The organism is Faecalispora sporosphaeroides DSM 1294, assembly GCA_000383295.1.
In the GTDB taxonomy this organism is placed as follows: domain Bacteria; phylum Bacillota; class Clostridia; order Oscillospirales; family Acutalibacteraceae; genus Faecalispora; species Faecalispora sporosphaeroides.
Window position 1 is genome coordinate 152,366 of sequence record KB911066.1, and the last position, 23,327, is coordinate 175,692.

General features: G+C 55.2%; 23 protein-coding genes. 1 reads left to right on the forward strand and 22 read right to left on the reverse strand.

Annotated features, from left to right (window positions below):
- Nucleotides 1–465: 465 nt before the first annotated feature.
- From G340_RS0100825 to pflB, 6 genes are all read right to left on the reverse strand, one after another.
- Complete coding sequence (locus G340_RS0100825) at nucleotides 466–1,467, reverse strand: ABC transporter substrate-binding protein (protein WP_020071754.1); 1,002 nt, start codon at nucleotides 1,465–1,467, stop codon at nucleotides 466–468.
- Nucleotides 1,464–2,207, reverse strand: coding sequence for an ABC transporter ATP-binding protein (locus G340_RS0100830; protein ID WP_020071755.1), 744 nt, complete (start codon nucleotides 2,205–2,207; stop codon nucleotides 1,464–1,466). The genes G340_RS0100825 and G340_RS0100830 overlap by 4 nt, the downstream gene beginning before the upstream one ends.
- A complete protein-coding gene (locus tag G340_RS0100835; protein WP_020071756.1) occupies nucleotides 2,179–2,937 on the reverse strand; it encodes an ABC transporter permease in 759 nt (252 codons plus the stop codon). Before G340_RS0100835 ends, G340_RS0100830 begins: the two co-directional genes overlap by 29 nt.
- Complete coding sequence (locus tag G340_RS0100840; RefSeq protein WP_020071757.1) at nucleotides 2,934–3,560, reverse strand: hypothetical protein; 627 nt, start codon at nucleotides 3,558–3,560, stop codon at nucleotides 2,934–2,936. The genes G340_RS0100835 and G340_RS0100840 overlap by 4 nt, the downstream gene beginning before the upstream one ends.
- Nucleotides 3,561–3,674: 114 nt before the next feature.
- Nucleotides 3,675–4,409 (reverse strand): pyruvate formate-lyase-activating protein, encoded by a 735-nt coding sequence (gene pflA / locus G340_RS0100845; RefSeq protein ID WP_020071758.1) that lies wholly within the window; start codon nucleotides 4,407–4,409, stop codon nucleotides 3,675–3,677.
- Nucleotides 4,410–4,566: 157 nt separating this feature from the next.
- Nucleotides 4,567–6,780, reverse strand: a complete 2,214-nt coding sequence (pflB, locus tag G340_RS0100850; protein ID WP_154653056.1) for a formate C-acetyltransferase — start codon at nucleotides 6,778–6,780, stop codon at nucleotides 4,567–4,569.
- Nucleotides 6,781–6,988: 208 nt separating this feature from the next.
- Here pflB and G340_RS0100855 point away from each other — a divergent pair, with 208 nt between their 5' ends.
- The gene (locus G340_RS0100855) at nucleotides 6,989–7,723 is read left to right on the forward strand and encodes a Crp/Fnr family transcriptional regulator (RefSeq protein ID WP_020071760.1); all 735 of its coding nucleotides are present in this window, start codon (nucleotides 6,989–6,991) and stop codon (nucleotides 7,721–7,723) included.
- 351 nt (nucleotides 7,724–8,074) lie between these two features.
- On the opposite strand, the gene G340_RS18145 is transcribed toward G340_RS0100855, so the two are convergent.
- The 16 genes from G340_RS18145 to G340_RS0100945 form a co-directional block, all read right to left on the reverse strand.
- On the reverse strand, nucleotides 8,075–8,230 hold the full coding sequence (locus G340_RS18145) for a hypothetical protein (protein WP_009063740.1): 156 nt from the start codon (nucleotides 8,228–8,230) through the stop codon (nucleotides 8,075–8,077).
- A gap of 195 nt (nucleotides 8,231–8,425) precedes the next feature.
- The gene (locus G340_RS0100875; protein ID WP_326522281.1) at nucleotides 8,426–9,100 is read right to left on the reverse strand and encodes a thiamine diphosphokinase; all 675 of its coding nucleotides are present in this window, start codon (nucleotides 9,098–9,100) and stop codon (nucleotides 8,426–8,428) included.
- Nucleotides 9,085–9,972: a ribosome small subunit-dependent GTPase A gene (rsgA, locus tag G340_RS0100880; protein WP_027103802.1), complete on the reverse strand. Its 888-nt coding sequence runs from the start codon at nucleotides 9,970–9,972 to the stop codon at nucleotides 9,085–9,087. The genes G340_RS0100875 and rsgA overlap by 16 nt, the downstream gene beginning before the upstream one ends.
- Nucleotides 9,972–11,981: a Stk1 family PASTA domain-containing Ser/Thr kinase gene (pknB, locus tag G340_RS0100885; protein WP_020071765.1), complete on the reverse strand. Its 2,010-nt coding sequence runs from the start codon at nucleotides 11,979–11,981 to the stop codon at nucleotides 9,972–9,974. The genes rsgA and pknB overlap by 1 nt, the downstream gene beginning before the upstream one ends.
- A 23-nt stretch (nucleotides 11,982–12,004) precedes the next feature.
- Entirely contained in the window at nucleotides 12,005–12,736 is a 732-nt protein-coding gene (locus tag G340_RS0100890; RefSeq protein WP_020071766.1) for a Stp1/IreP family PP2C-type Ser/Thr phosphatase, read from the reverse strand.
- Nucleotides 12,733–13,776 carry a 23S rRNA (adenine(2503)-C(2))-methyltransferase RlmN gene (rlmN, locus tag G340_RS0100895; protein WP_020071767.1) on the reverse strand — a complete coding sequence of 348 codons (1,044 nt, stop codon included), beginning with the start codon at nucleotides 13,774–13,776 and terminating at the stop codon, nucleotides 12,733–12,735. The genes G340_RS0100890 and rlmN overlap by 4 nt, the downstream gene beginning before the upstream one ends.
- Before the next feature lie 4 nt (nucleotides 13,777–13,780).
- Nucleotides 13,781–15,124, reverse strand: a complete 1,344-nt coding sequence (gene rsmB / locus G340_RS0100900; RefSeq protein WP_020071768.1) for a 16S rRNA (cytosine(967)-C(5))-methyltransferase RsmB — start codon at nucleotides 15,122–15,124, stop codon at nucleotides 13,781–13,783.
- A gap of 3 nt (nucleotides 15,125–15,127) precedes the next feature.
- Complete coding sequence (locus G340_RS0100905; protein ID WP_020071769.1) at nucleotides 15,128–15,826, reverse strand: zinc metallopeptidase; 699 nt, start codon at nucleotides 15,824–15,826, stop codon at nucleotides 15,128–15,130.
- Nucleotides 15,827–15,838: 12 nt separating this feature from the next.
- Nucleotides 15,839–16,765 (reverse strand): methionyl-tRNA formyltransferase, encoded by a 927-nt coding sequence (fmt, locus tag G340_RS0100910; RefSeq protein WP_020071770.1) that lies wholly within the window; start codon nucleotides 16,763–16,765, stop codon nucleotides 15,839–15,841.
- A gap of 20 nt (nucleotides 16,766–16,785) precedes the next feature.
- Entirely contained in the window at nucleotides 16,786–17,256 is a 471-nt protein-coding gene (gene def, locus G340_RS0100915; RefSeq protein ID WP_020071771.1) for a peptide deformylase, read from the reverse strand.
- Between the two features lie 18 nt (nucleotides 17,257–17,274).
- Nucleotides 17,275–19,713: a replication restart helicase PriA gene (gene priA / locus G340_RS0100920; protein ID WP_020071772.1), complete on the reverse strand. Its 2,439-nt coding sequence runs from the start codon at nucleotides 19,711–19,713 to the stop codon at nucleotides 17,275–17,277.
- A gap of 22 nt (nucleotides 19,714–19,735) precedes the next feature.
- Entirely contained in the window at nucleotides 19,736–19,963 is a 228-nt protein-coding gene (locus G340_RS0100925; RefSeq protein WP_020071773.1) for a DNA-directed RNA polymerase subunit omega, read from the reverse strand.
- Complete coding sequence (gmk, locus tag G340_RS0100930; protein WP_033402120.1) at nucleotides 19,944–20,570, reverse strand: guanylate kinase; 627 nt, start codon at nucleotides 20,568–20,570, stop codon at nucleotides 19,944–19,946. Before gmk ends, G340_RS0100925 begins: the two co-directional genes overlap by 20 nt.
- Complete coding sequence (gene remA, locus G340_RS0100935) at nucleotides 20,557–20,832, reverse strand: extracellular matrix/biofilm regulator RemA (protein WP_009063440.1); 276 nt, start codon at nucleotides 20,830–20,832, stop codon at nucleotides 20,557–20,559. The genes gmk and remA overlap by 14 nt, the downstream gene beginning before the upstream one ends.
- Nucleotides 20,833–20,855: 23 nt before the next feature.
- Nucleotides 20,856–21,734: a YicC/YloC family endoribonuclease gene (locus G340_RS0100940; protein WP_020071775.1), complete on the reverse strand. Its 879-nt coding sequence runs from the start codon at nucleotides 21,732–21,734 to the stop codon at nucleotides 20,856–20,858.
- 185 nt (nucleotides 21,735–21,919) lie between these two features.
- Nucleotides 21,920–23,320, reverse strand: coding sequence for an oxaloacetate decarboxylase subunit alpha (locus G340_RS0100945; RefSeq protein ID WP_020071776.1), 1,401 nt, complete (start codon nucleotides 23,318–23,320; stop codon nucleotides 21,920–21,922).
- Between the last annotated feature and the right edge of the window lie 7 nt (nucleotides 23,321–23,327).

The following is a 23,327-nucleotide window of genomic DNA, read 5'->3' on the forward strand; positions in this document are numbered from 1 at the left end:
TACCTAATTTCTATTCGCATCCTGTCCCGGATATGCTAAATCAAAACAGAAAAAGAAAGCCCTCCATCGCAACGGCAGCACAATTTGAAAAATTCCCCAACAAGAGAATATTCCCCCGCCGTGGGCGGGGGAATGCCGATATCTGATTCGTGCAGCCTGTTGCGGATATAATAAATCAAAACAGGGTGAAAACACCTCAATCAGAATCGTGCTTCAACTTGAAACATTTCCAAAAAGAGAATATTCTCCCGCCGTGGGCGGGGGAATGCCGATATCTGATCCGTGCAGCCTGTTGCGGATATGCGAAAGCAAAACAAGGCGGAAAAATCCAATCAAGATAATCAAATTCACCCTGAAACGGCAATTCCCCCCGCCTGTGGCGGAGGGAATCAATGTCATCTTTTCAATGGATTGTCATGAAAGACAAGCTTTTCTTGCGGCCTGAGGAGGCCACTCAATATAGCGTCATTTTACTTTCAGGATGAGCTGGTCAATATCCACGTCGTTTTCGATCATCGCGTTCTTTTTCATAAACTGTTCCGTCTTTTTCATGGAAGCGATGTCCGCGTCGGTGATCTCTGTGCCAAAGTCATACATGGGGTACATTTCCTTCACGGCATCGATGCTCAGCTCGGTTTCCTTTGCGGTTATTTCCAGAATCTCTTCGGGATTTTCCTTCATGTAGGAGGCAATCTGATCCTCCGCCTCTAAAAAGCGTTTGACGAGCAGGGGGTTCTTATCGTAGAAGGACTGACTGGTGGCCACGACGATGGTAGCATCCACAAGGCCCTTTCCGGTGGTGACGACTTTATAGCCGTCCTTCGCCATGTTATAAGCAGTGGGGCCGGCCAGCAGCGCGCAGTCTACCGTACCCCCGGCCAGCGCGGCCTGCGCGTCCGGAATTCCCATGGAGACAAACTCCACATCCTTTTCCGTAAGGCCTGCGGTGGCGAGGTAAGCAACCATCAGCTCATGCAGGATCGTGCCCTTGGGGCCGGCGATCTTTTTGCCCTTCAAATCCGCGGCGGACTGAATCTTACTGTCTTTGCCCGCAAACATGCGGAAGGCTTCGGGAGAACGACTGTAGGTGCTGATGATTTTAATGTCCGCGCCGTTGGAGGCGGACAGAATCACAGAGGTGGCGCCCACCGCATACAAAAACTGAATATCGCCGGAGGCCAGCGCCTGCGTCTGCTCCGGTCCGGCGGTCAGATTGGAGTATTCCACAGGCAGACCGTATTCTTCAAACGCCTTTGCAAAAATACCCTTTTTCTTTTCAACGATCGAAGGAACGTTCAGCGGGGATTTGACATAAGTGACGCCGATTTTGTCTACGGTAAACTCCGGCACCGCCGAAGAAACAGGCTGTGAGGGTTCGGGCTGGCTGGCCTGGCCGCCGGCTGCGCAGCCGGCGAGAGAGGCCGCCGCAATTGCCGCGGACAAAAGGACTGAGAGAATTCGTTTCATTGCATATGCTCCTTTTTTGATTGAATTGCCCCGAGAATCTCTTTTTTCCGTTCAATCATCTCATCGGAAAGCAGATCTCTCGGGTATGTGTATGGGGACAGAAAAAATTCCTGCGCCGCACCACCCGGGTTCAGCACCAGAATCTTCTGCCCGATCAAAAGAGCTTCATCCACGCTGTGCGTGACAAAGATGATGCTCTTTTTCTGCTGGGAAAAAATTTGGATCAGCTCGTTCTGCATTGCCTCGCGGGTGAAATGATCCAGCGCGGCAAACGGTTCATCCATTAAAATCAGCTCCGGGTCATAGGCCAGCGCCCGGGCCAGCGCCGCCCTTTGCTGCATTCCGCCGGAAAGCTGTGACGGATATGCTTTTTCAAAGCCGGTAAGCCCCGTCATCTTGAGAAGGCGGTCAACCGCGGCAGGGTCCAGCCGGTCTTTCGGAACGCCGAACGTGATGTTTTTCCAAACAGTCAGCCACGGCATCAGCCTCGGCTCCTGAAACACCATCCCGATTTTTTCCTTCGCCGGGGTAAGCACTTCCCCGCCGTTATGCGGCTCAAAGCCCGCCAGAATCCGCAGCAGGGTTGTTTTTCCGCAGCCGCTTCTGCCCAGAATTACCGTGATGCTCTGCTCGGGGAATTCCGCCGTCAGGTTCCGCAGCACCGGCAGCTCCTTCCCGGCAACCTGAAAGCTCTTGTACAGGTTTTCTACCTTAGCTCCAGCTATTGTCAACACCCCCATGCAGCGCTTTTTTGATGGCCAGTGAGAACAGTCGGTCGCAAAGATATCCCACAATCCCGATGACAAAAATGCCCACGATCACCTTGTCGGAGCGGGACATCTGCTGCGCGTCGAGGATCATGTACCCAAGCCCGCTGGCTGCCGCGATCATTTCCGCACCGATAATGGCGCGCCAACTGTACCCCATCCCCACGCGCATACCCACCAGAATATCCGGCAGAGCGTTTGGCAGCAGGATGCGCCGAAAGATTTGCCCCTGCGTAAAATTCAGGGAACGCCCCACCTCGACCAGCTTGGGATCACAGGAGCAAAGACCCTTTTTGATGTTGAGGAACATCGGGAAAAACGAGGCCAGCACGATAATGATGATCTTGGAGGTTTCCCCGATGCCGAACCATAGGATCAAAAGAGCGATTAGACTCAGCGGCGGAACATTGCGCAAAAACTCTACGATATGGTTATAGTACACGGAGGAATTCGGGCGAAGCCCGGCCAGTAGTCCCAAAAGAAACGCCAGCGCAAAGGCAATGGAAAAGCCCGTCAGCACGCGGCAGAAGCTGACCCAGATGTTCTCGAACAGAATTCCGCTCTGCGCCATCGCAGTAAAAGCGCGCAGCACCCGCCCGGGGCTGGGCAGCACATATTCGCTCCATAGGTTGGCCGAGGCCGCCGCCTGCCACAAAGCCAGCAGAACAGCCAGCGGCAGAAGAGCTTTCAGCGTCCGTTTCACTCTGCTCCCTCCCATACTCCGTCGCCGCGGTGGCAGCCGCCCTCACAGTAAAGTAGTTCCAGAAGCGCGGGAAGCGTTTTTGGGGCCGGCGCGGAAAAATAATCGTCCATCTTCACCCGGCTGTCCAGTATTTCGATCCGGTCGTTCAATTCCGCAAAAAAGCCCGGAGGGATCGGGCTTTCCTCCAATTCCTTTTTATGCAGGGAAATACCGTGCCGCCGGGCCAGCTCCAGAAAGGTAAGAAACTCCACCCCCGGCAGACGCAGGCTTGTCCCCAATTCCTTTAAGGCGCGGCAGGGCGTGGTAACCAGCAGCTCCCCTGCCCCAAGCAACCGCTGGTGCAGCTCTCTTGCGCAGTGCAGCAAAATCGGCTCAATGGGCGGGTACTCCAAAAAATCGGGCGCATACCTCTCTTTAACATAGTCCACCGCAAGGGGACATCGCATATCCGCGACACAGCCGCCTGCTTTACCCATGGCATGCCGATACTTTTCACGGACAAAACCCGCGTGATCCAACCGGCATTCCACCGGCTCCATCCCCTTTGCCTTTAATTGAGCAATCAAATCGTCTCCGCCGTACATTGCCACCGATACCGGATTGAGCCATACATACTGTTTCAATGAATCATACCCTCACGTTAGTTAGATTAAGCTAACCAAGATGATAGCAGAATCTTTTTATCTTGTCAATCTTTTATCGGCTGGATAAACAGCCCTCAGGCACACGTATCCTCCTTATTCCTTCCACAGATAACGCAGGCCGTTCTTTTCAAAAATTTTCTTCACCATGCCCAGTTCCTCCCCGGAAGGCACAGGGGTTCCCCCCAGTTCATAGCGCAGATTCAGTTCCTTCCATTTGAACTCCCCCATTTTATGGAAAGGAAGCAATTCCGTCAGCTCAACGCAGGAAAAGGAGCGCAGATAGTCCGCCATTTCTTCCAGCAGGGCTTTGTCCAGAGTCAGGCCCGGCACCAGCACATGGCGGAGCCACACCCGCTTTTTCGTTTGTTCGCAGTAGTCGAGCGTGGCCAGGGTGTTTTCCGGGCCCTGGCCGGTCAGCCGTTTGCACAGCTTTTCATCCAGACTCTTGATATCCAGCAGCAGCATGTCCGCCGCGTCGATGACGGGCTTTGAAATGGAAAGCGGAACGCTTCCCGCAGTGTCTACCGCCGTGTGTATCCCGTTGTTCCGACATCGCCGCAGCAGATCGGCGACAAATTCCGGCTGCAGAAAGGGCTCCCCACCCGAAACAGTGACGCCACCGGTGCGGATAAAATTGCGGTAACTGAAAATATCCGCCGCGGCCTGTTCCGAATCGACCGCTTTGCCGCAGGAGAGGTTCCAGGTATCCGGATTATGGCAGTACAGGCAGCGCAAACCGCAGCCCTGTAAAAATAAAACGTAGCGGACGCCCGGCCCGTCCAATGTGCCAAAGCTTTCTACCGAATGAATGTATCCCGTAATTCCCATTCCCGTTTCCTCCTGTGTTATGCTGCGGTACAGCCGATTGCTGCACTGAAAAAGTGCTGCTCTTTTCGCCCGCGCGAAAGACTCTCTCCTGTAGAAGGGAAAATCCGAACAGAGGAAAAGGCGGCAAACGCCGCCCTCTCCCCCTTTTGCGGGATTTTTAGAATCTATCGTGGAAGGTGCGGCTCAAAACTTCCTTCTGCTGCTCGCGTGTCAGCTTGATAAAGTTCACCGCATAACCGCTGACGCGGATGGTGAGCTGCGGGTATTTTTCCGGGTGCTCCATCGCATCCAGCAGAGTTTCGCGGTTGAGCACGTTTACATTGATATGGTGACCGGTCTCAAGGAAGTAACCGTCCAGCAGGGTGACAAGGTTCTTTGTTTTTTGTTCTTTCGTCTTGCCCAGCGCATCGGGAACGATGCTGAAGGTGTAGGAAATGCCGTCTTCAGAATCGTCGTAGGGCAGCTTTGCCACGCTCTTCATGCTGGCGACGGAACCGTTGGTATCGCGGCCATGCATGGGGTTGGCTCCGGGAGCGAAGGGCTCCCCCGCCTTGCGGCCGTCGGGTGTGGAGCCGGTCTTTTTGCCGTAAACCACATTTGAGGTAATGGTCAGTACAGACAAGGTCTGCAAAGAGTGGCGGTAGGTCTTCTGGCGGCGCAGCTTCCTCATAAAGCTGCTGACAACCTCGGCGGCGATTTCGTCCACAATCGGGTCGTTGTTCCCGTATTTGGGGTAGTCTCCCTCAATTTCAAAATCTACAGCCAGCCCGGCTTCGTTGCGGATCGGCTTTACTTTGGCGTGCTTTATGGCGGAAAGGCTGTCCGCCACCACGCTCAGGCCGGCGATGCCCCCTGCCATGGTACGCAGAATCTCTTCGTCGTGCAGAGCCATTTCAATCCGCTCATAGCTGTACTTATCGTGCATGTAGTGAATGATGTTCAGGGTGTTGATATACAGATTCGAGAGCCAATCGCACATGGCGTCGAACTTGCGGCGCACCTCTTCGTATTCCAGATATTCCGAGGTAACGGGAGCCAGCTCCGGGCCAACCTGCATGCCGTAGCGCTCATCCTTGCCGCCGTTGATGGCATACAGCAGCGCCTTGGCCAGATTTGCGCGGGCGCCGAAGAACTGCATCTGCTTGCCGATGCGCATGGCGGAGACGCAGCAGGCGATTCCGTAATCGTCGCCGTATTTCGGGCGCATAATGTCGTCGTTTTCGTATTGAATGGAGGAGGTTTCGATCGAAACCTTGGCGCAGTAGTCCTTAAAGGCCTCCGGCAGGCGCTCGCTCCACAGAACGGTCAGGTTCGGCTCGGGCGCCGGGCCGAGATTCGTGAGCGTATGCAAAAAGCGGTATGTCATCTTGGTCACCATGTGCCGCCCGTCGAGGGCCATTCCGCCAAGGGATTCAGTTACCCACGTGGGGTCGCCGCTGAACAGCTCGTCGTAATCGGGTGTGCGCAGAAAGCGGACGATGCGCAGCTTCATCACGAAATGGTCAACCATCTCCTGAATCTGCTCCTCGGTGAACAGTCCGTTGTTAATATCCCGCTCGGCGTAAATATCCAGAAAGGTAGAAACGCGCCCCAGGCTCATTGCCGCGCCGTTCTGTTCCTTTACCGCCGCCAGGTAGCCAAAATACAGCCACTGAATCGCTTCTCTGGTATTAGAGGCGGGCTTTGAAATGTCGAAGCCGTAAGAGGCCGCCATCTCCGTCAGCTCGCCGAGCGCGCGGATCTGCTCGCTGAGCTCTTCGCGCAGCTGAATCAAGTCGCTGTCCATCGCGGCCGCAACAGTCTCGTTCTTCGCCTTTTTCTTCTGCTCGATGAGGAACGCGGTGCCGTACAGAGCTACGCGGCGGTAATCGCCGATGATGCGGCCGCGGCCGTATGCGTCCGGCAGGCCGGTGATAATTCCGCAGTGGCGCGCTCTCTTAATTTCGTCGGTGTAAACGTCGAACACTCCGTCGTTGTGGGTTTTGCGGTACTTGAATACCTCATCGATCTCTTTCGGCAGCTCCCGGTGGTACGTTTCCAGCTCGGTATGCACCAGGCGAATCCCGCCGAAGGGCATGATCGCGCGCTTTAACGGCTCATCCGTCTGCACGCCAACAATGACCTCCAGCTCCCGATTGATATAGCCGGGCTTGTGGGAGGTAATCGTCGAGATGGTGTGCTCGTCAATGTCATACACGCCGCCGCGGTCACGCTCGATTTTCATTTTGTCGGAAAGCTGCTTCCACAGCTTTTGTGTATTTTCTGTCGGAGATGCCAAAAAGCTTTCATCACCGTCGTAGGGGGTGTAGTTTGCGAGAATAAACTCTCTTACGTCAATTTCCTTGGTCCATTTGCCTTCTGCAAAAGTCATCATCACAGGCTCCCTTCTTTGTCAATCCATATAAACCGGTAAGCTTTCGTTGCACACATATTATACTAAAAAGGTGTACATTAAACTGTGATTTACATCACGTTAATAGATTCTATACTGTACTTTAATTGTTTTTTTGACATTTTATTTCCAGTCGGATATAATTACGTTAGTTTCAGCTAATTCGTGCCGAAGGGGGAGTTCATGGTTGAACTGTAATTTGAAATGTATCAACTGCCTGAAGGAATTGTGCGTGCATAAGGTTCCCCTGTTCTCCGCATTGGAGCATGAAGATCTTGAGGAGATTGCGGGGCGGATGAGCTACCGCAAATATGAAAAGGGAGAAATCATTCTGGCGCAGGATGCAAAGCCCCATGGAATCACCATCATCCGCAAGGGCAGTGCCAAGGCCTGCCGGATCGCCCCCGATGGGCAGGAAAAGATTTTGTACCTGTTTTCTAAAAATGATTTCTTTGGGGAGCAGTATCTGTTTGGGGACGAACGGGCAAGCTACCATGTTGTCGCGCTGCAAAAAGCAGAAACCTGCTCTTTTTCGCGGGAACATTTTCAGCAGATGATCCTCTCCCGGCCGCTGCTGGCCAGGCAATGCATTGAAGAGCTCGGCCGGCGCGTGATTGCGCTGGAGCAGGTGGCGCAGAACGCGGGCAGCCAGAAAACCGACAGCCGCATTGCCCTGCTGCTGCTGGAGTTCGGCCGAAAATACGGGATGGTAACGGAACAGGGCCTCTCGGTGCTCCTGCCGCTCAGCCGGGAGGGCATTGCGAACTATTTGGGGATTGCCCGCGAAACCCTCAGCAGAAAGCTGAACCAATTGGAGGGGGACGGAATGATATGCTCCGTGGGGAACAAGCGGATCACCCTTTTACAGCCGCAGCTGCTGGCGGCCATGGCAAACGGAGAAACGGCTGCTTCCACTGCCTGAGCCCCCTTCTTCCTTCTGTGCAGGTGTGGGAAAAATGGCAGAGGCTGCAAAATAGTCCCTGCGAAAAATAAAGCATAAAAAATGCACCTTGAACGGTAAAATCCGTTTCAAGGTGCATTTTCTGTGACTCAGGCTGCCGCTGGGAATTTACGGCTGCAAATCCCCCACGGCAGCCCATTTGGATGGTCACCCTTATGAATCGAAACCTGAAGCTGACGATCGTTTTGCCTTGCCGGGAGTTACTGCTCCACGCGGGATTTGGGGATTCCGAACATTTTTCTTAAAAGGAAACCAAAGAACCCGGAGCTTTTTACCACTACTACTTTCATCGTGCAGACCTCCTAATTATGTTCAGCAGCGCAGCAGCGCAATGCCCAGCGCCACCAGCAGAACAGCCATGATGAACATGGTTAGCCCGATCGGAAGAAAACAGGAAAGCACCAGACCCAGGCCAAAGGCAACGGAGTAAGCTGCAAGACCACCTGTGCGTTTGCACCCTTTTCGCATACGATTCCACCGCCTATATCCAGAGTAAGGTCTTTTTTGCTTCCGCCTTACTACAGTATATACGCAATTAGAAATTTGGTTCCATTTTCAGGTATTTTAAAACGCTCCGATACAAATAAAGGCGATCCCTTTTTCCGCCTGCGGCAGGAAAGGGATCGCCTGTTTTATGGCAGCATGCTTCGGGATGATCTCCATTTAAGAAGGTTCTGCGGCTTCTCCCCTATCCGCCTGTGCATTGTCCACCGCGATGATCAAAGCGATGCCCGCATGCAGAATGATTTCGGCAACCGGCTCCGTGATGCGGTTGCTCACGCCGAGCGGATCCTGCGAATACAGGGTGTGGCGGTTGAGGGGATATTCCAGCCCCTGATAGGTGACCATACAGCTTGGCGTGCCGAACGGAAAAACCGAGACGGTCTGCCCCGTCATGTCGCGCAGCCGCAGCCGCCCGCTGGAGAGCACGAACACCTGACAGTGATCGCCTACCAGAACGCCGCGGCAGTTCTGCATGGCAATAAACTGCAGCGCGCAGAGCGCCGCGTAAGAATGGTCGAAGCGCTCGCCGCCCAGAACGCCCAGAAGTACAAATTCCTGATAGCCGCGGCGAATGGCTTCACGGATTGCAAACATGGTATCCGTATCGTCCTTGTGCACCGGCAGACGGATGGTTTCCACGCCCTGCGGCGGCTGGGTCCGAACCGAATCAAAGTCCCCCACGAGCAGGTTCGGCACAATCCCGTGCTGCGCCGCAACATCCAGTCCGCCATCCGCACAGATCACAAAAGCATCGGCGCAGAATTCCTCCATCTGCTTCCGGTTTTCTACCGGAGCAGCGCCGATAATCACGCAAGTTTTCATTTGAGTTCCCATTCCTTAATGTTTTTGATTTCATCGTACATTGTCACATAGCTCTGGTGCCGCGAGGGAGCGATTTTGCCCTCCCGCAGAGCGGCCAGAACAGCGCAGCCCTTTTCTTTTGTATGGGAACACGAGGGGAACCGGCATTGATCCAGATACGGCACAAACTCCCGAAAATCGCGTGCCAGAGTATCCTTTCGGATCAGCTCGGTCTGAATCATATCCACAGAAGAAAAGCCCGGAGTGTCCGCGACATAAGTATCCGGCCCAAGCTTTAGCAGCTCCACCTGCCGGGTGGTGTGGCGCCCGCGCCCCAGCTTCTGGCTGATCTCTGCCGTGGGCAGGCTCAGCCGTTCGTCCAGCCGGTTTAAAAGGGAGGATTTTCCCACGCCCGAATTCCCCGAAAAGGCGGACAGCTTCCCCTGCAGCAGCTCGCGCACCCGGTCTACCCCTTCCCCGGTAACGGAAGATACCGTCAGCACCGGAATGCCGGTTTTTTGGTAGATCTCCAGATATTCGCCGCAGTCCTCCAGGTCTGTTTTAGAGAACACAATCACCGGCGCAATCCCTTTTTCCTCCGCGCCGGCCAGCATTTTATCCAGCACCAGCAGATTCGGCGACGGATGCAGAACGGACACGACCAGAAACAGCTGATCCAGATTCGCGACGGGCGGGCGAACCAGAGAATTCTTTCTCTCCCCGATTTCTTCAATGGTACAGGTGCCGTCCTCCTCAATGCTGATATCGACGATATCCCCGGCAAGCGGCGTGATCCCCCGTTTGCGGAAAATCCCGCGTGCCTTCGCTTCATAGATTGTATCGGCGGCTTCTACATAATAGAAGCCGCCGATTCCCTTTCGCAATAGTCCACGTTCCATTTTCATCAGGGTGCCCTCGTAATTCCGCTGGAATCGCTGTTTTCGTCCGGTTCCTGGTACGTGTAGCTTTCTGTCTGGCGCGGAGTGCCCGTGTCAAAGTCCAGCAGGAACGTGTTGTATTTTTGGCCGTCCAGCTGAATGATCAGCGTCTTCTGGCCGGAGGTTCCCTTAAAGCTCATCTGGTACACGCTGTTGTAAGAGGGATTCACCGTTTTCTCCGAATACAGAGTGCCGTCAAGGTATGCCTTCAGTGCAATATCGTGTGTGACCTGCGACGGCAGCTGCACGTAAATATCGATTGTCTTTTCACTCTTTTTGCCGGAGCTGACGCTGATTTTTACCGGCGTACCCTTGGCAACCTTCACGCCCGGAAGCGGCGAGGTCTCAATCACAACGCCCTCGGCCTTGTCGCTGTCGTCCACATAGGTGATCTCGGCGTCCACCGTCAGGCCGACCGCCAGAATATCGGTTTTCGCCGCGTCCAGATTTTTGCCGATGACGGACGGAACGCTTACCTCCGTGGAGGAGGGGCCCTTGCTGACATACAGCTTGACGACGGTTCCGCTCTGCGCAACCTCCGCCCCCTCGGCGGGGACAACATCCTTCACATAACCCGCGGCGGTCTGGTCGTCCTCTACCTGATATACCTCATACTGCAGATTCAGAGCCTTCAGCTTTTCCTCGGCCTCCGCCTGCGTCAGGCCCTTTACCGGGGGGATCGTCACGGTCTTGCTCTCGCCGTTGACCGTCAGTGTGATTTCGGCGTTGGCCTTTACCTTTTTCGTGCCCTTGGGGTTCTGGTCCAGAACGATTCCAGCATCCTTGGCGGGGTCCTCGGCATACTCGATCTTGAACTGGAATTCCTTATACTTTTCGTTCGACTGAATGTCGGAGAGCTTCTGCCCGACAAAATTTGGCAGATCGACGTCTGCCACCTCCTGCGTGCTGCAGCTGCGGGTGAGCGCCATGATGCCGAACACCACCGCCGCCAGCAGAAACGCGGTTAAAACGCCGCTGATGACCAGCGTGGCCGTGGATTTCTTCTTCTTTTTGCCGCGGGAGTATTCCTCCTCGTAGGCATAGTTGTCGTTATAGTTTGCCATTTCCGTTCCGCGCACCGTATTGATGGCGTCTACGTACTTGGTCGGTTTTTCGTCGATAAAATATTTATACTGAAAACTGATGCTCGGGTTCCGGCGGAACTGCTCGATATCGCGCAGCATTTCCGCCGCGGATTGATACCGCTGCGAGGGGTCCTTCTGCATGGCCTTGAGCGTAATCTCCTCCAGACCGTCCGGAATGGCCGGATTGATGTCCTTCGGCGGACGCGGATCCGCCTGAAGCTGCATAATCGCGACCGAAACCGCGTTGTCCGCCTCAAAGGGAAGCTGGCCCGTGATCATCTCGTACAGCATGACGCCGACGGAGTAAATGTCCGCCTTTTCATCCGTGAGGTCTCCCCTGGCCTGCTCCGGCGCGATATAATGAACCGAGCCGATGGCCTTGTCGGTCATGGTGCGCGTTTCATTTCTGGAGAAGCGGGCGATGCCGAAATCGGTGACCTTAATGGTTCCATCCTGAAGCAGCATAATATTCTGCGGCTTGATGTCGCGGTGGATGATGCCCTTTTCATGCGCGTGCTGCAGAGCACGCAGAATCTGCACGGTAAAATGGATCGCTTCTTTCCATTTGATCTCTTTCTGCTGATCCAGATATTCCCGCAGCGTGATCCCGTCGATATATTCCATTACAATGTACTGAATCCGATCCCCAAAGCTGACGTCGAACACCTTTACGATGTTGGGGTGGGATAAAACGGCAATCGCCTTGGATTCATTCTTAAAACGGCGGATGAAATCCTCGTTGCCCAAAAATTCGTCTTTCAAAATTTTAATGGCTACCGTGCGGTCGTCAATCTGATCATAGGCACGGTACACCAGCGCCATTCCGCCAACACCGATCAATTCATGGATTTCATAACGGCCGTCCAGCCTTTTTCCGGTATACTTATCCAACAAGTATCACTCCAATCACATGGTCAGTTTTCGATTATGACAACCGTTATATTGTCACCGCCGCCCGCACGGTTCGCAGATTCGATCAGCTGGTCGCAAAAGTCCTTTGCGTCCAGCTCCTTCGACAGCTGAGAAATCTGCTGGTTTCCAACATAATTAGACAAGCCGTCTGTACAAAGAAGCAGCCTTGCCCCCTGCGGAAACGACTCCTCCATATAGTCGACATCCACCACGGGAAGAACGCCGAGCGCCCTTGTGATGATATTCTTCTGAGGATGTGTCTGAGCCTGCTGCTCGGTGAGGTCACCCTTGTCAAGGAGCTCCTGCACAATAGAATGATCGACCGTGATCTGACAGAGGGTACCGTCAGACAAAATAAGGTACGCGCGGCTGTCGCCGGCATGAACGATATGAATTCTCTGCTCCCTGACCACGGCCAGAACAACGGTGGTGCCCATGCCGCGCAGCTCCTCCTGCTCCTTGGCCAGGTGATAGACCGCCGTGTTGGCTTCCCCCACGGCCTGCGCCATCAGTTCTTTTAAATGGACTTCGTCCGTTTGGTTCAGAGCCTCGGCGGTCATTGTGTCCGCAATTTTCTGTACCGCGAGGCTGCTGGCGATATTGCCGCCGGCCGCGCCGCCCATGCCATCACAAACAACGGCCCATGCCCGGTCCTGCGCATAGAGTTCCCCGGCACAGGCGTCTTCGTTGGATTGCCTTACAAGGCCAACGTCGGTTTTACTGAATAGTTTCAAAGGCCGGTCACCTCCTCTTGCCGCCTGCGTCTCAGCTGTCCGCAGGAAGCGTTGATATCTGAGCCGAGTGTTCGCCGTACCGTGGCCGTCAGGCCGCTCTTTTCCAGAATACGGATAAACGCCCGCTGCCGTTCCACAGACGCGCTGTGGTATCCTGTTCCCGTCACCTGATTGACCGGGATAAGATTGATATGAGAAAGCGTGCCGCGAAGCTTTCCCGCAAGCTCTCTGGCACAGGCGTCGCTGTCGTTGACGCCGCTGATCATCGCGTATTCAAAAGAAATGCGCCGATGGGTCTGCTCCGAATAGTATCGGCAGGCTTTCAGCAGCTCATCCACGCCCCACCTTCGGTTGACCGGCATGGTCTGCGAACGGATGCCGTCGTTCGGTGCGTGCAGAGAGACCGAGAGAGTCAGCTGCAAACGCCGGTCTGCGAGATCATAAATTTTGTCCACCACGCCGCAGGTGGAAAGAGAAATGTGCCGCATGCCGATGTTCAGGCCGTGCTCCGAGGAAACCAGCTCCAAAAAGCGGAGCACGTTTTCGTAATTGTCCAGCGGCTCCCCCATCCCCATGAGCACAATGTTGGAAATGCGCTGGCCGGAGTCCCTTTGGGCCGCCTGAATCTGCGCCAGCATTTCTGCCGGGGTTAGATTGCGGGAAAAACCGCTTTGGCCGGTCGCGCAAAAGGTACAGCCCATTTTACAGCCAACCTGTGTGGAAATGCAGATGGTGTAGCCATGGTGGTACTGCATCAGCACGCTTTCTACCATTTCGCCGTCCGCAAAGCGAAAGAGATATTTCATAGTATTATCATATTGAGAAACGAGTTTCTTTTCAATAGATGCTACAGAGATGTAATATTTTTGCGCCAAAAGCTGCCGGATTACCTTAGACTGATCCGTCATCCGCTCAAAATCCTCCGCCCCGCGGTGCAGCCACTGGTATACCTGCCGCGCCCGAAAGGCGGGCCATCCCTGCGCGGTGAAATCCCGCCGTATTTCGTCTTCCGTCATTGAATTGATTTCTTCCCGTGCCATATTCCTACTCCCGTCGGCGGCGGAAAGCCGCGATAAAAAAGCCGTCTGAGCCGTGCACCGGCGGCAGCAGCGTTACCTGATGCTCCGGTTCTTCCACCGCCCGCCGAAAGGAGTTCGGCAGGCGGAGCGGCTCGGGCTCAAATTCCGGGTGAGCCTTTAAAAAGCGCGCCGCCACCGCGCCGTTTTCCGCGGGATTCAGCGTGCAGGTAGAATAGAATAAAAGACCGCCCGGCTCTGCCAGCCCGGAAGATCTACAAAGTATAAGGTACTGCAAATCAGGCAGGCTGTCAAGAGAATCCTGGGGCTTGTAGCGAATCTCGGGCTTTCTGCGGATGATGCCGAGGCCCGAACAGGGCGCGTCGCACAGCACCCGGTTTGCGGGGGCCAAAGCCTCCTTCGGCTCCACCGCGTCGCGCACCGAGGCCCGGATCACAGAGAGCCCCAGGCGCTCCGCACCCTGGCGGATCAGCCCGACCTTTCCTCGGTATTTATCGAAGGCGAGCAGCTCTCCGCTATTCTCCATTCTCTGCGCCATCGTAAACGACTTCCCCCCCGGAGCGGCGCACACGTCGATGATCCGTTCGCCGGGCTGCGGATCGATCAGTGCGCAGCAAAGCTGCGAAGAGAGGTCCTGAATATGGAAGAGGCCCTCCTGAAAGCTTTCCAAAGAGGCGATTGGCCCGGTGTTCTGGAGGATCAGGGCATCTGAAACCGATGTAATTGCAGTTGCCTTTACACCCTCCTGCTCCAGCCGCTGAATCAGCTCCTCCGCGGTGATTTTTACGGTGTTCACACGCGCGTAAATCGGCGCTTTTTGAAACAGGCTGTCCAGAATCGCGCGGCACAGCGGCTCCCCATACGTCTTTGTCCACAGATCAATCAGCCATTCCGGGCAGGAATAGCGAACAGAAAGTGCTTTTCTGGGCTGCCTCTTTTCATCCGGCAGTCGAAGAGGCTGTTCGGCGCGCAGCACGGAGCGCAAAAGGCCGTTGATAAAGCCCGAGGCCTTTACAGCACCGTTTTCCTTCGCGCAGTTCACCGCTTCGTTTACAGCCGCCGATTGAGGTATTTTTTCCATATATAGGATTTGGTATACACCGATCCGCAAAATCTCACGCACCGTGGGCGAAAGAAGCTGCCCGCGGTTGCGGGAAAAGGCTTCGATCACGTAGTCGAGTGCGATGCGTCGCTCCAGCACCCCGTAAAAAAGCGCGGTGGCCAAGGCAGCGTCGCGCGGCTCGAGTGAAAAGCGCCGCAGCGTTTTGTCGATGACGATATTGGAGTATCCCTCGTTTTCGTCCACATGAAGCAGCGCCTGCAGGGCCGCCGTTCTTGCATTTGATGTCATTCGTTATCTCCTTCGGTTCCCCGCGATCGCCAGCAGGCGAAGCAAAGATAGGATTGAGGCAAAGGCCGCGGCCACATACGTCATTGCGGCGGCTCGAAGTACCTTGGACGCACCGTGCAGCTCCTCCTCCGAAAGCATGCCGGAGCGTTCCAGCGCGCTGATCGCCCGGGCGCTGGCGTTAAACTCCACCGGCAGAGTTAAAAGTGAAAAGAGCACGGCCAAACTGTACAGAGCGATTCCCGCATAAATCACACCTTCATATTGAAGCGGCAGGAATAAACCGATCAGAATCAGCGGAATCGCCAAACGGGAGGAAAAATTCACAACGGGAACGAGAAGCGCCCGCAGCTTGATCGGAAAATAGCCGTGCGCATACTGCACCGCATGCCCCGCCTCATGGGCCGCCACGCCGACTGCAGAGATGGTGGCGCTGCCATAAACCGGCTGACTCAGACTGATGCTGTTGTTTCTGGGGTCGTAATGGTCGGTCAGCTGGCCGCCAATCGGCTGAATTGGCACGTCGGTAATCTCATGAAAGCGCAAAACCTGGCGGGCTGCCTCTGCTCCCGTCAGGTTTCGACGATTTGGAATCTGAGAATATTTGCGAAAGGCGGACTGCACCTGAAGCTGAGCCGCCAAAGAGAGGATCAGCGCAGGCAGAATGAAGATAAAATACGTTCGGTCATAAAAGAAATAATCCATTGTAACCCTCCGTCAGAATCCCATCCGGGTTTCCGGCAGCGCAGGATGTCCCCGCAGAAAATCGGAGCCGTCCATGCGTTTGCCGCCTTCATATTGAACTGTCATCAGCTTTAATGCTGTGTTTTGTCCGCAGCAGACGAGAAAATCTTTTCCGGGGAGCACCTGCCCCGGCTCTCCGGATTCCTTCCCGCTCACCTGGGTTTGATAGATCTTGATCCGCTTGCCCTGATAGACGGAAGAAGCCACCGGCCAGGGGGAAAGCCCGCGCACAAGGTTGTGAATTTCCCGGGCGGAACGGCTCCAGTCGATCGCAGAAAGCTCGCGGCTGAGCATCGGCGCGTAGCTGGCGCCCTCATTTCCCTGCGGCCTGCGTTCCAGAGTACCGGCTTCAAGCTGCCGCAGTGTTTCGACCAGCACCTGTGCGCCCAGGTCGCGCAGTCGGTCAAATAACTCGCCGGAAGTCTCGTTCTCGCCAATTTTTGTTTTCTCCACCAGCAGAATGTCGCCGGTATCGAGTCCCTCGTCCATCTGCATGGTGGCGACGCCGGTCACTTCGTCCCCGTTGATCACGGCCCACTGGATCGGCGCAGCGCCGCGGTATTTCGGCAGCAGAGAAGCGTGAACATTGATGCAGCCGTGCGGCGGAAGCTGCAAAATCTCTTTCGGCAGCAGCTTGCCGTAAGCGACGACCACAATCACCTCCGGCAAAAGCGAGGCAACCAGCGCGGCGGTCTCCGGCGTGCGCAGCGTGGCAGGCTGGTAAACCGGAATTCCGCGCTCCAGCGCCAGTTCCTTCACCGGCGGGGGAGCCAGTGCATAGCCCCGGCCCTTCGGCTTATCCGGCTGAGTGAAAACCCCGCACACCGCGTGCCCGGCGTCCAGCAGAGCCTGTAAACAGGGAACAGCGAAATCCGGTGTTCCCATAAAAACAATCCGCATCGGGTACTCCTCCTGTGTGGTTATTCCATTTCATCCTCGGAAAGGATGCGGCTGGCGCGCTCTTTAAATACAATTCCATTGAGGTGATCGGTTTCGTGGCAGAAAGCTCTCGCCAAAAAGTCAGTGCCCTCTATCTCGAAGAATTTCCCGTTTCTGTCCTGCGCGCGAACCTTCACGTGCATCGGGCGCTTGACCATGCCGTATTGCCCCGGAAAAGACAGGCATCCCTCGGCGCCGTCCTGCTCGCCGTCGCTTTCGATGATTTCGGGATTCACCAGCTCGATGATGCTGTCGTCCTCCACATTCACCACAACGATCGCGCGCCGCAGGATGCCCACCTGATTGGCGGCAAGTCCGGCCCCGTTCGCAGTGAGCACCGTTTCTCTCATATCATCCAAAAGGATAGCGAGTTTATCGTCGAATTTCTCAACAGGCCGGCATACTTTTTTCAGAATCGGGTCGCCGTCCTGTACGATTTTACGAATTGCCATGTTCTATTCCTCCATTCGTTATAAGGCGGACACAGGGTTTGTATCCACAAAAGCCGTAACCTGCGCAAAGCGCCGTTCGGCGGAAAATTCAATGAAAAGACGCGAGAGCATCTCGCGCAGCCGCCTGTCGTTCCTGCATTTGATCAGCAGCTGATAGCGGTACTTATTGCTGACCTTTGTCACCAGCGCCGGGGAGGGATCGAGCACCCGCAGCGGCAGATCGGAATATTCCCGGCCGGCCAGATTGCGCAGCAAATTCATAAAATACAGGCTGGCCTGGCACACCTGCTCTTCTTTTTGCCCGACAAAGCCTACCAGAACAAAATCGGCAAACGGCGGGTACAGCATCGCCTGCCGGAACTGGATTTCTTCCCGGTAAAAGGTGCCGTAGTCCTGCGCCGCCGCCAGACGGATGACACGGTTTTCTGGAGTAAAGGTCTGAATGATGGCCCGACCGTGATTTGAGCCTCGCCCGGATCGGCCGACCACCTGCGTCAGAAGATCAAAGGAGCGTTCGGAACATCGAAAGTCGTCTCCGTAAAGCGACTGATCGGCGGAAAGCACGCCGACGAGCGTCACATTGGCGAAATCGAGGCCTTTTGCGACCATTTGCGTTCCCACGATCATATCATATTCCCCATTTTTAAAACGGCTAAGCTTCTTTTCGTAAGAAAAACGCCCCATGGTGCTGTCGGTATCGAGCCGCAGAACCCGGGCCTGCGGGAACAGCTGCGCCAGCTGTTCCTCCGCCCTCTGTGTTCCCGCGCCCGAAAAACGAACCTCGTCCTGCCCGCAGCTCGGGCAGCGGCGGGTGACCGGTACGGAATAGCCGCAATAATGACACATCAGGCGATGATTTGCCGCGTGGTACGTTAACGAAATGCTGCAATTCGGGCAGCTCACCACAGAACTGCACGCTTTGCACGCAGCGAAGGTGTGGTACCCGCGCCGGTTTAAAAGCAAAATCGCCTGCTCGCGCTTGGCGAGGGTCTCTGCCAGAGCCTCTTTGAGCGCACCGCTGAATGCCGTGGAATTCCCGCGAAGGATTTCCTGGTTCATATCCGCAATCGTTACCTGCGGCAGCTCGGCCGGGCCGTATCTGCTGGGGAGCGGGACCATCGAATACCGGCCTCTCTGGGCAAAGTAGGTGGTTTCGACCGACGGCGTGGCGGAGCAAAGCAGCAAAAGCGCTTTGTGGTACGCGCACCGGAATTTTGCCACGTCGCGCGCATGGTAGCGCGGTGCGGATTCCGATTTATACGTGGCCTCCTGTTCCTCATCCATTACGATCAGGCCCAGGCGCTCAAAGGGGGCAAATACGGCGGAGCGGGTTCCCACGACAATCTTTGCCTGTCCGTTTTTGACCCGCTTCCATTCGTCGAGCCGTTCCCCCAGAGAAAGCCCGCTGTGAAACACCGCGACCTGCCTGCCGTATCTTTGATGAAACAAAGCGACCGTCTGTGGGGTCAGAGAAATCTCCGGCACCATCACGATCACACCGCGGCCGTCGGCGATTACGTCCTCAATCAGCCGCAGGTAAACCTGTGTTTTTCCGCTGCCGGTTACGCCGTACAGCAAAGAGACCGCCGCACCGGAACGATACCGGCCCAAAAGCCCCTCATACGCCGCCTGCTGCTCGGGAGAGAGCGAAACATCCACCTCTCCGGCGGATTCCTGCGCCTTTTCATACGGGTTCCGAAACTGCTCCTCCTCGTAATAGGATGCCAGACCCTTTTTCACCAATGCGTCGGGCACAGATACTGTAACTCCCGCAAAATAGCACAGCTCTTTCACCGACACACAGCCGATCGAATGCAAAAGCTCGAACACCTCCCGCTGCTTTGGGGAAAGAGAATCGGGCATTTCTTCCGCGGTAAGGCGGATCATCTTGCGCATGGCATCGCCGATTCGCCGGGTGGCCGCGCTTTCCTTCCGGATGACACCGAGAGAGCAAAGTCTCTCCAAAGCCAAAGGCCCGTTCCGGGAATCAAGCAATTGCAGCAGTTCTGCCTCGTTCGCCGCTTTTTTGGAAAGGCGCCCCAGCAGAATCCGCTCTGTTTCGGAGAAATCCTGTTCAGAAAGCTCCTGCTTTGGGGCGGCCAACACATATTGTGTGGATATTTTGAAGTTGATCCCCGCGGGAAGCAGCAGCTTCACCGCGTCAAACAGGCTGCAAAAATAGCGTTCCCTCAGCCAGGGAACCATCCGGAGCTGTTCCGCGGAGAGCAAGGGCGTTTGATCCAGCACCGCCGTTACCGGCTTGAGCAGTTCTGGCTGCTCGCAGGACTGCAAAGAGAGAATCATCCCCTGCCTTCCCCGGTTGCCGCTGCCAAAAGGCACCATCACCCGACACCCGGGGGCAGCCTGCATCCCCGGCGGCAGAAAATAGGTAAACTCTTTGTCAAAATGATACGCCGTGTTTTCAACGGCCACGCCAACCGCGGTCATTTGTTCCATGAAATTATTTCACCTGCCGGGATTATTCCTGAAAAAAAGAATCCGGGTTTTTCTCCTGAGTCGGCACAATAATCTTATATTTATGCTGGATGAAATCGCGCACCGCCAGATCTACCGGCTTTTCAATCAGAATATCCCCTGCCTTTTCGGCTTCATCCGCGATTTCTCGCGCGCGTTTTGCAACCGCAACCACAATCGAGTATTGGCTCAAATTCGGGGTGGAAAAAGCTTCATGTGATGGTCTCAGCATAATTCAGCATCCTTTCAATATCAGCGTCGGCACGACCAAAGCGGAGCTTTTCCGCACACAAGATGGAACAGATCTGCTCCACCGCGTGGTCTACCGTATCATTTACAATTAAATAGTCGTAATGCTTTGCCTCCAGAATTTCGCCGCAGGCGGATTCCATGCGCTTCCGAATCACCTCTTCGGTGTCTGAAGCACGGTGGCGCAGGCGCGATTCCAACACCTCCAGCGACGGCGGCAGCAAAAAAACGCTGACACAATCGGGGTGCTTTCGCTTGATTTGGGAGCCGCCCTGTACTTCGATCTCCAAAATCACGTCCAGGCCCTGCTCCTGCCATTCGCGTACGGGCACGGCGGGCGTACCGTAATAATTGCCGCAATATTCTGCGTATTCCAGCATTTCCCCGCGCTCGATCATTTCTTGAAAGTGCTCGCGGGTGACAAAGAAATAATCTTTTCCGTCCACCTCACCGGGCCGGGGACTGCGCGTGGTGGCGGAAACCGACAGCCGCACGGAATTATTCTGGTGCAGCAGCTCGTGCAGCACCGTGTCCTTCCCAACTCCGGACGGCCCCGAAAACACCAGCAGCAAGCCTTTAGTCATCCTCATCCAGCTCCTCATCCGCAATATCTTCCTCCCGATCGTTCAGCCGATTGGCGACTGTTTCGGGCTGAACAGCAGACAGAATCACATGGTCGCTGTCTGTAACGATCACCGCGCGGGTACGCCTGCCATAGGTTGCGTCAATCAAAGTGCCGCGCTCCTTCGCGTCCTGTATAATGCGCTTGATCGGTGCGGATTCGGGGCTGACAATTGCCACCAGACGATTGGCGGACACCATATTGCCAAAACCAATGTTTATTAGCCTCATGCCGTGTTTCCTCCTAAGAATGACTATTCGATATTCTGAATCTGTTCTCTGATCTTTTCAATTTCAGCTTTCATATTTACCACCATGTAGGCGATCTGAGAATCAGACGCCTTGGAGCCGATGGTGTTTGCTTCGCGATTCATTTCCTGAACAAGAAAATCCAGCTTTCTGCCAATGGCCTCCGAGGATTCCAGCATCAGGTGGAGTTGATCAAAATGACTGCGCAGGCGAACGGTTTCTTCCGCCACGGCAACCTTGTCCGCAAAAATGGCGGCTTCCGTCAAAATGCGCTGCTCATCAATATTGCTGTCGTGCAGAACGTCCTGCAGGCGGGCCAGCAGCTTCTGCTGGTATTCCTGCACGGTAACGGGGGAACGCTCCTCCACTGCCTGCACCAAAGACAGAATCGCCCCGGCGCGGGCCAAAAGATCCTCCTTGAGGCGGGCGCCCTCCCGTTCCCTCATCTGCAGCAGCTGCTCCATGGCCTGCCGCGACACCTGAGAAACACACTCCCAGGTCTGGTCCTCATCCTCCGGCGTGCGGTGAACGGTAAAAATATCGCTGTACCGGGCCAGGCCCATCACAGTGATGTCATCCCTTAAATCATATTTGTCGCGCAGCTCTTTGAGCGCATTCAGATAGCCCGCGGCCACTGAATGATTCACCAGAACCTGCGCATCGGCGTCCTCCAGCGTTTCAACAGAAACAAAAACGTCCACCTTGCCGCGGGAGATTCCCTGCTGCAGCAGCGTTTTCAGCTTTTCGTCCAAAAAAGAGTATCCCCGCGTAATCTTTGAGTTAAACTCAAAATACCGATGATTGACCGATTTGATTTCAACTATGATATATCGCCCATCCAGGGTTCCCTCTGCGCGGCCATACCCCGTCATACTTTTTATCATGGCGTATCATCCCAACGTTAGTAAGTTTGCGAAAGCCCGGCTTTCAATATCACTTCATTTTACCAGCTTTATCACACAATTGCAACCTTCGCCGTTTGTTATGAGGAAAAAAGCGCCAGCAAGGAATAACAGCCCCAGCGCCTGAAAAGGCCCTGGGACTGTTAACTGATTTCATGTGAATTACATCAAACCGGATGAACCTGCTTCTCTTCGTTTGCAAGCTTGCTGTTGATGCCGTATTTGGCGTCGCGGCGCTTGCGGAAGAAATCTTCGGCCACCTTCGGGAACTGGGCGTAGGAGAGAACATCCTCCTCCTGCTCCGTCCACTGGGCCGCTTCCTTGCGCAGAGTTTCCAGCTCGGGGGAAAGCAGATCGGCCGGGCGGCAGGTAATCGGCGTTTCGTCACCGATGATCTTTTTCTGGAACGCGGGGTCGATCTCAACCGGAGTCTTGCCGTACTTGCCGGCCACCATATCCTTGAATTCCTTGGTGCACATCTTATAGCGCTCGCCGGTGATCACATTGAACACAGCCTGTGTGCCCACGATCTGAGAGGTGGGCGTTACCAGAGGCGGATAACCGGAATCCTGACGGACACGCGGAACCTCCTGCAGCACCTCTTCCAACTGGTCGGCCTTGCCGGCCTGCTTGAGCTGTGAGAGCAGGTTCGACAGCATGCCGCCGGGTACCTGATAGTGCAGCGCCTTGGTGTTGGTGGCCAGCATCGAAGGATCGAGCAGACCGTTTTGAATATACTTCTCGCGCAAAGTCATAAAATACTCGCGGATTTCGTTGAGCAGAACCAGATCCAGGCCGGTGTCGTACTCGGTGCCCTCGAATGCGGCGACGATCGACTCCGTCGGCGCATGAGAGGTGCCCAGAGCCAGCGGCGACATCGCGGTGTCGATCCAATCCACGCCGGCTTCCACACCCTTGATCATGCACATGGAGGCAAGACCGGAGGTGTAGTGGGTGTGCAGCTGAATCGGCAGATCCACGGCGGATTTGAGCGCCTTTACAAGCTCTTCCGTGCGGTACGGAGTCAACAGAGCGGCCATATCCTTAATGCAGATGGAATCTGCGCCGGCTTCCTGAATCCGCTTGGCGTAGTCGACATAATACTCATCCGTAAAGACAGGGCCGGTCGTGTAAGAAATACCGACCTGTGCGTGTGCCCCCTCTTTCTTAGCGGCCTTGATGGCGCGCTCGAGGTTGCGCAGATCGTTCAGCGCGTCGAAAATACGGATGACGTCGATGCCGTTTGCAACGCTGCGCTGCACAAAATAATCGACGACATCGTCCGCATAGTGGCGGTAGCCGAGCATGTTCTGGCCGCGGAACAGCATTTGCAGCTTGGTTTTGGGGCAAAGGCGGCGGATTGTGCGCAGCCGGTCCCACGGGTCTTCGTTCAAAAAGCGCAGGCAGGAATCAAACGTGGCGCCGCCCCAGCACTCCAGAGAGTGAAAGCCCACTTTATCCAGTTCCGGCAGGATCGGGATCATCTCTTCCGTAGACATTCTGGTGGCAATCAGGGACTGATGCGCGTCGCGCAGAACGGTTTCGGTAATTCCAATTTTTTTAGCCATAATTCAG

Excerpts from the sequence above, each read along its gene's own strand:
- rlmN (WP_020071767.1), bottom strand. The coding sequence starts at position 13,776 with ATGGCACGGGAAGAAATCAATTCAATGACGGAAGACGAAATACGGCGG.
- G340_RS0100830 (WP_020071755.1), bottom strand. The coding sequence starts at position 2,207 with ATGGGGGTGTTGACAATAGCTGGAGCTAAGGTAGAAAACCTGTACAAG.
- G340_RS0100875 (WP_326522281.1), bottom strand. The coding sequence starts at position 9,100 with ATGGGAACTCAAATGAAAACTTGCGTGATTATCGGCGCTGCTCCGGTA.
- G340_RS0100905 (WP_020071769.1), bottom strand. The coding sequence starts at position 15,826 with ATGGATTATTTCTTTTATGACCGAACGTATTTTATCTTCATTCTGCCT.
- pflB (WP_154653056.1), bottom strand. The coding sequence starts at position 6,780 with ATGACTTTTGCAGAAGGCAAATGGACCAAGGAAATTGACGTAAGAGAG.
- fmt (WP_020071770.1), bottom strand. The coding sequence starts at position 16,765 with ATGCGGATTGTTTTTATGGGAACACCGGATTTCGCTGTTCCCTGTTTA.
- remA (WP_009063440.1), bottom strand. The coding sequence starts at position 20,832 with ATGAGGCTAATAAACATTGGTTTTGGCAATATGGTGTCCGCCAATCGT.
- rsmB (WP_020071768.1), bottom strand. The coding sequence starts at position 15,124 with ATGACATCAAATGCAAGAACGGCGGCCCTGCAGGCGCTGCTTCATGTG.
- priA (WP_020071772.1), bottom strand. The coding sequence starts at position 19,713 with ATGGAACAAATGACCGCGGTTGGCGTGGCCGTTGAAAACACGGCGTAT.
- G340_RS0100940 (WP_020071775.1), bottom strand. The coding sequence starts at position 21,734 with ATGATAAAAAGTATGACGGGGTATGGCCGCGCAGAGGGAACCCTGGAT.
- G340_RS0100925 (WP_020071773.1), bottom strand. The coding sequence starts at position 19,963 with ATGCTGAGACCATCACATGAAGCTTTTTCCACCCCGAATTTGAGCCAA.
- def (WP_020071771.1), bottom strand. The coding sequence starts at position 17,256 with ATGGCAATTCGTAAAATCGTACAGGACGGCGACCCGATTCTGAAAAAA.
- pflA (WP_020071758.1), bottom strand. The coding sequence starts at position 4,409 with ATGGGAATTACGGGATACATTCATTCGGTAGAAAGCTTTGGCACATTG.
- rsgA (WP_027103802.1), bottom strand. The coding sequence starts at position 9,972 with ATGAAAATGGAACGTGGACTATTGCGAAAGGGAATCGGCGGCTTCTAT.
- G340_RS0100825 (WP_020071754.1), bottom strand. The coding sequence starts at position 1,467 with ATGAAACGAATTCTCTCAGTCCTTTTGTCCGCGGCAATTGCGGCGGCC.
- gmk (WP_033402120.1), bottom strand. The coding sequence starts at position 20,570 with ATGAGGATGACTAAAGGCTTGCTGCTGGTGTTTTCGGGGCCGTCCGGA.
- G340_RS18145 (WP_009063740.1), bottom strand. The coding sequence starts at position 8,230 with ATGCGAAAAGGGTGCAAACGCACAGGTGGTCTTGCAGCTTACTCCGTT.
- G340_RS0100945 (WP_020071776.1), bottom strand. The coding sequence starts at position 23,320 with ATGGCTAAAAAAATTGGAATTACCGAAACCGTTCTGCGCGACGCGCAT.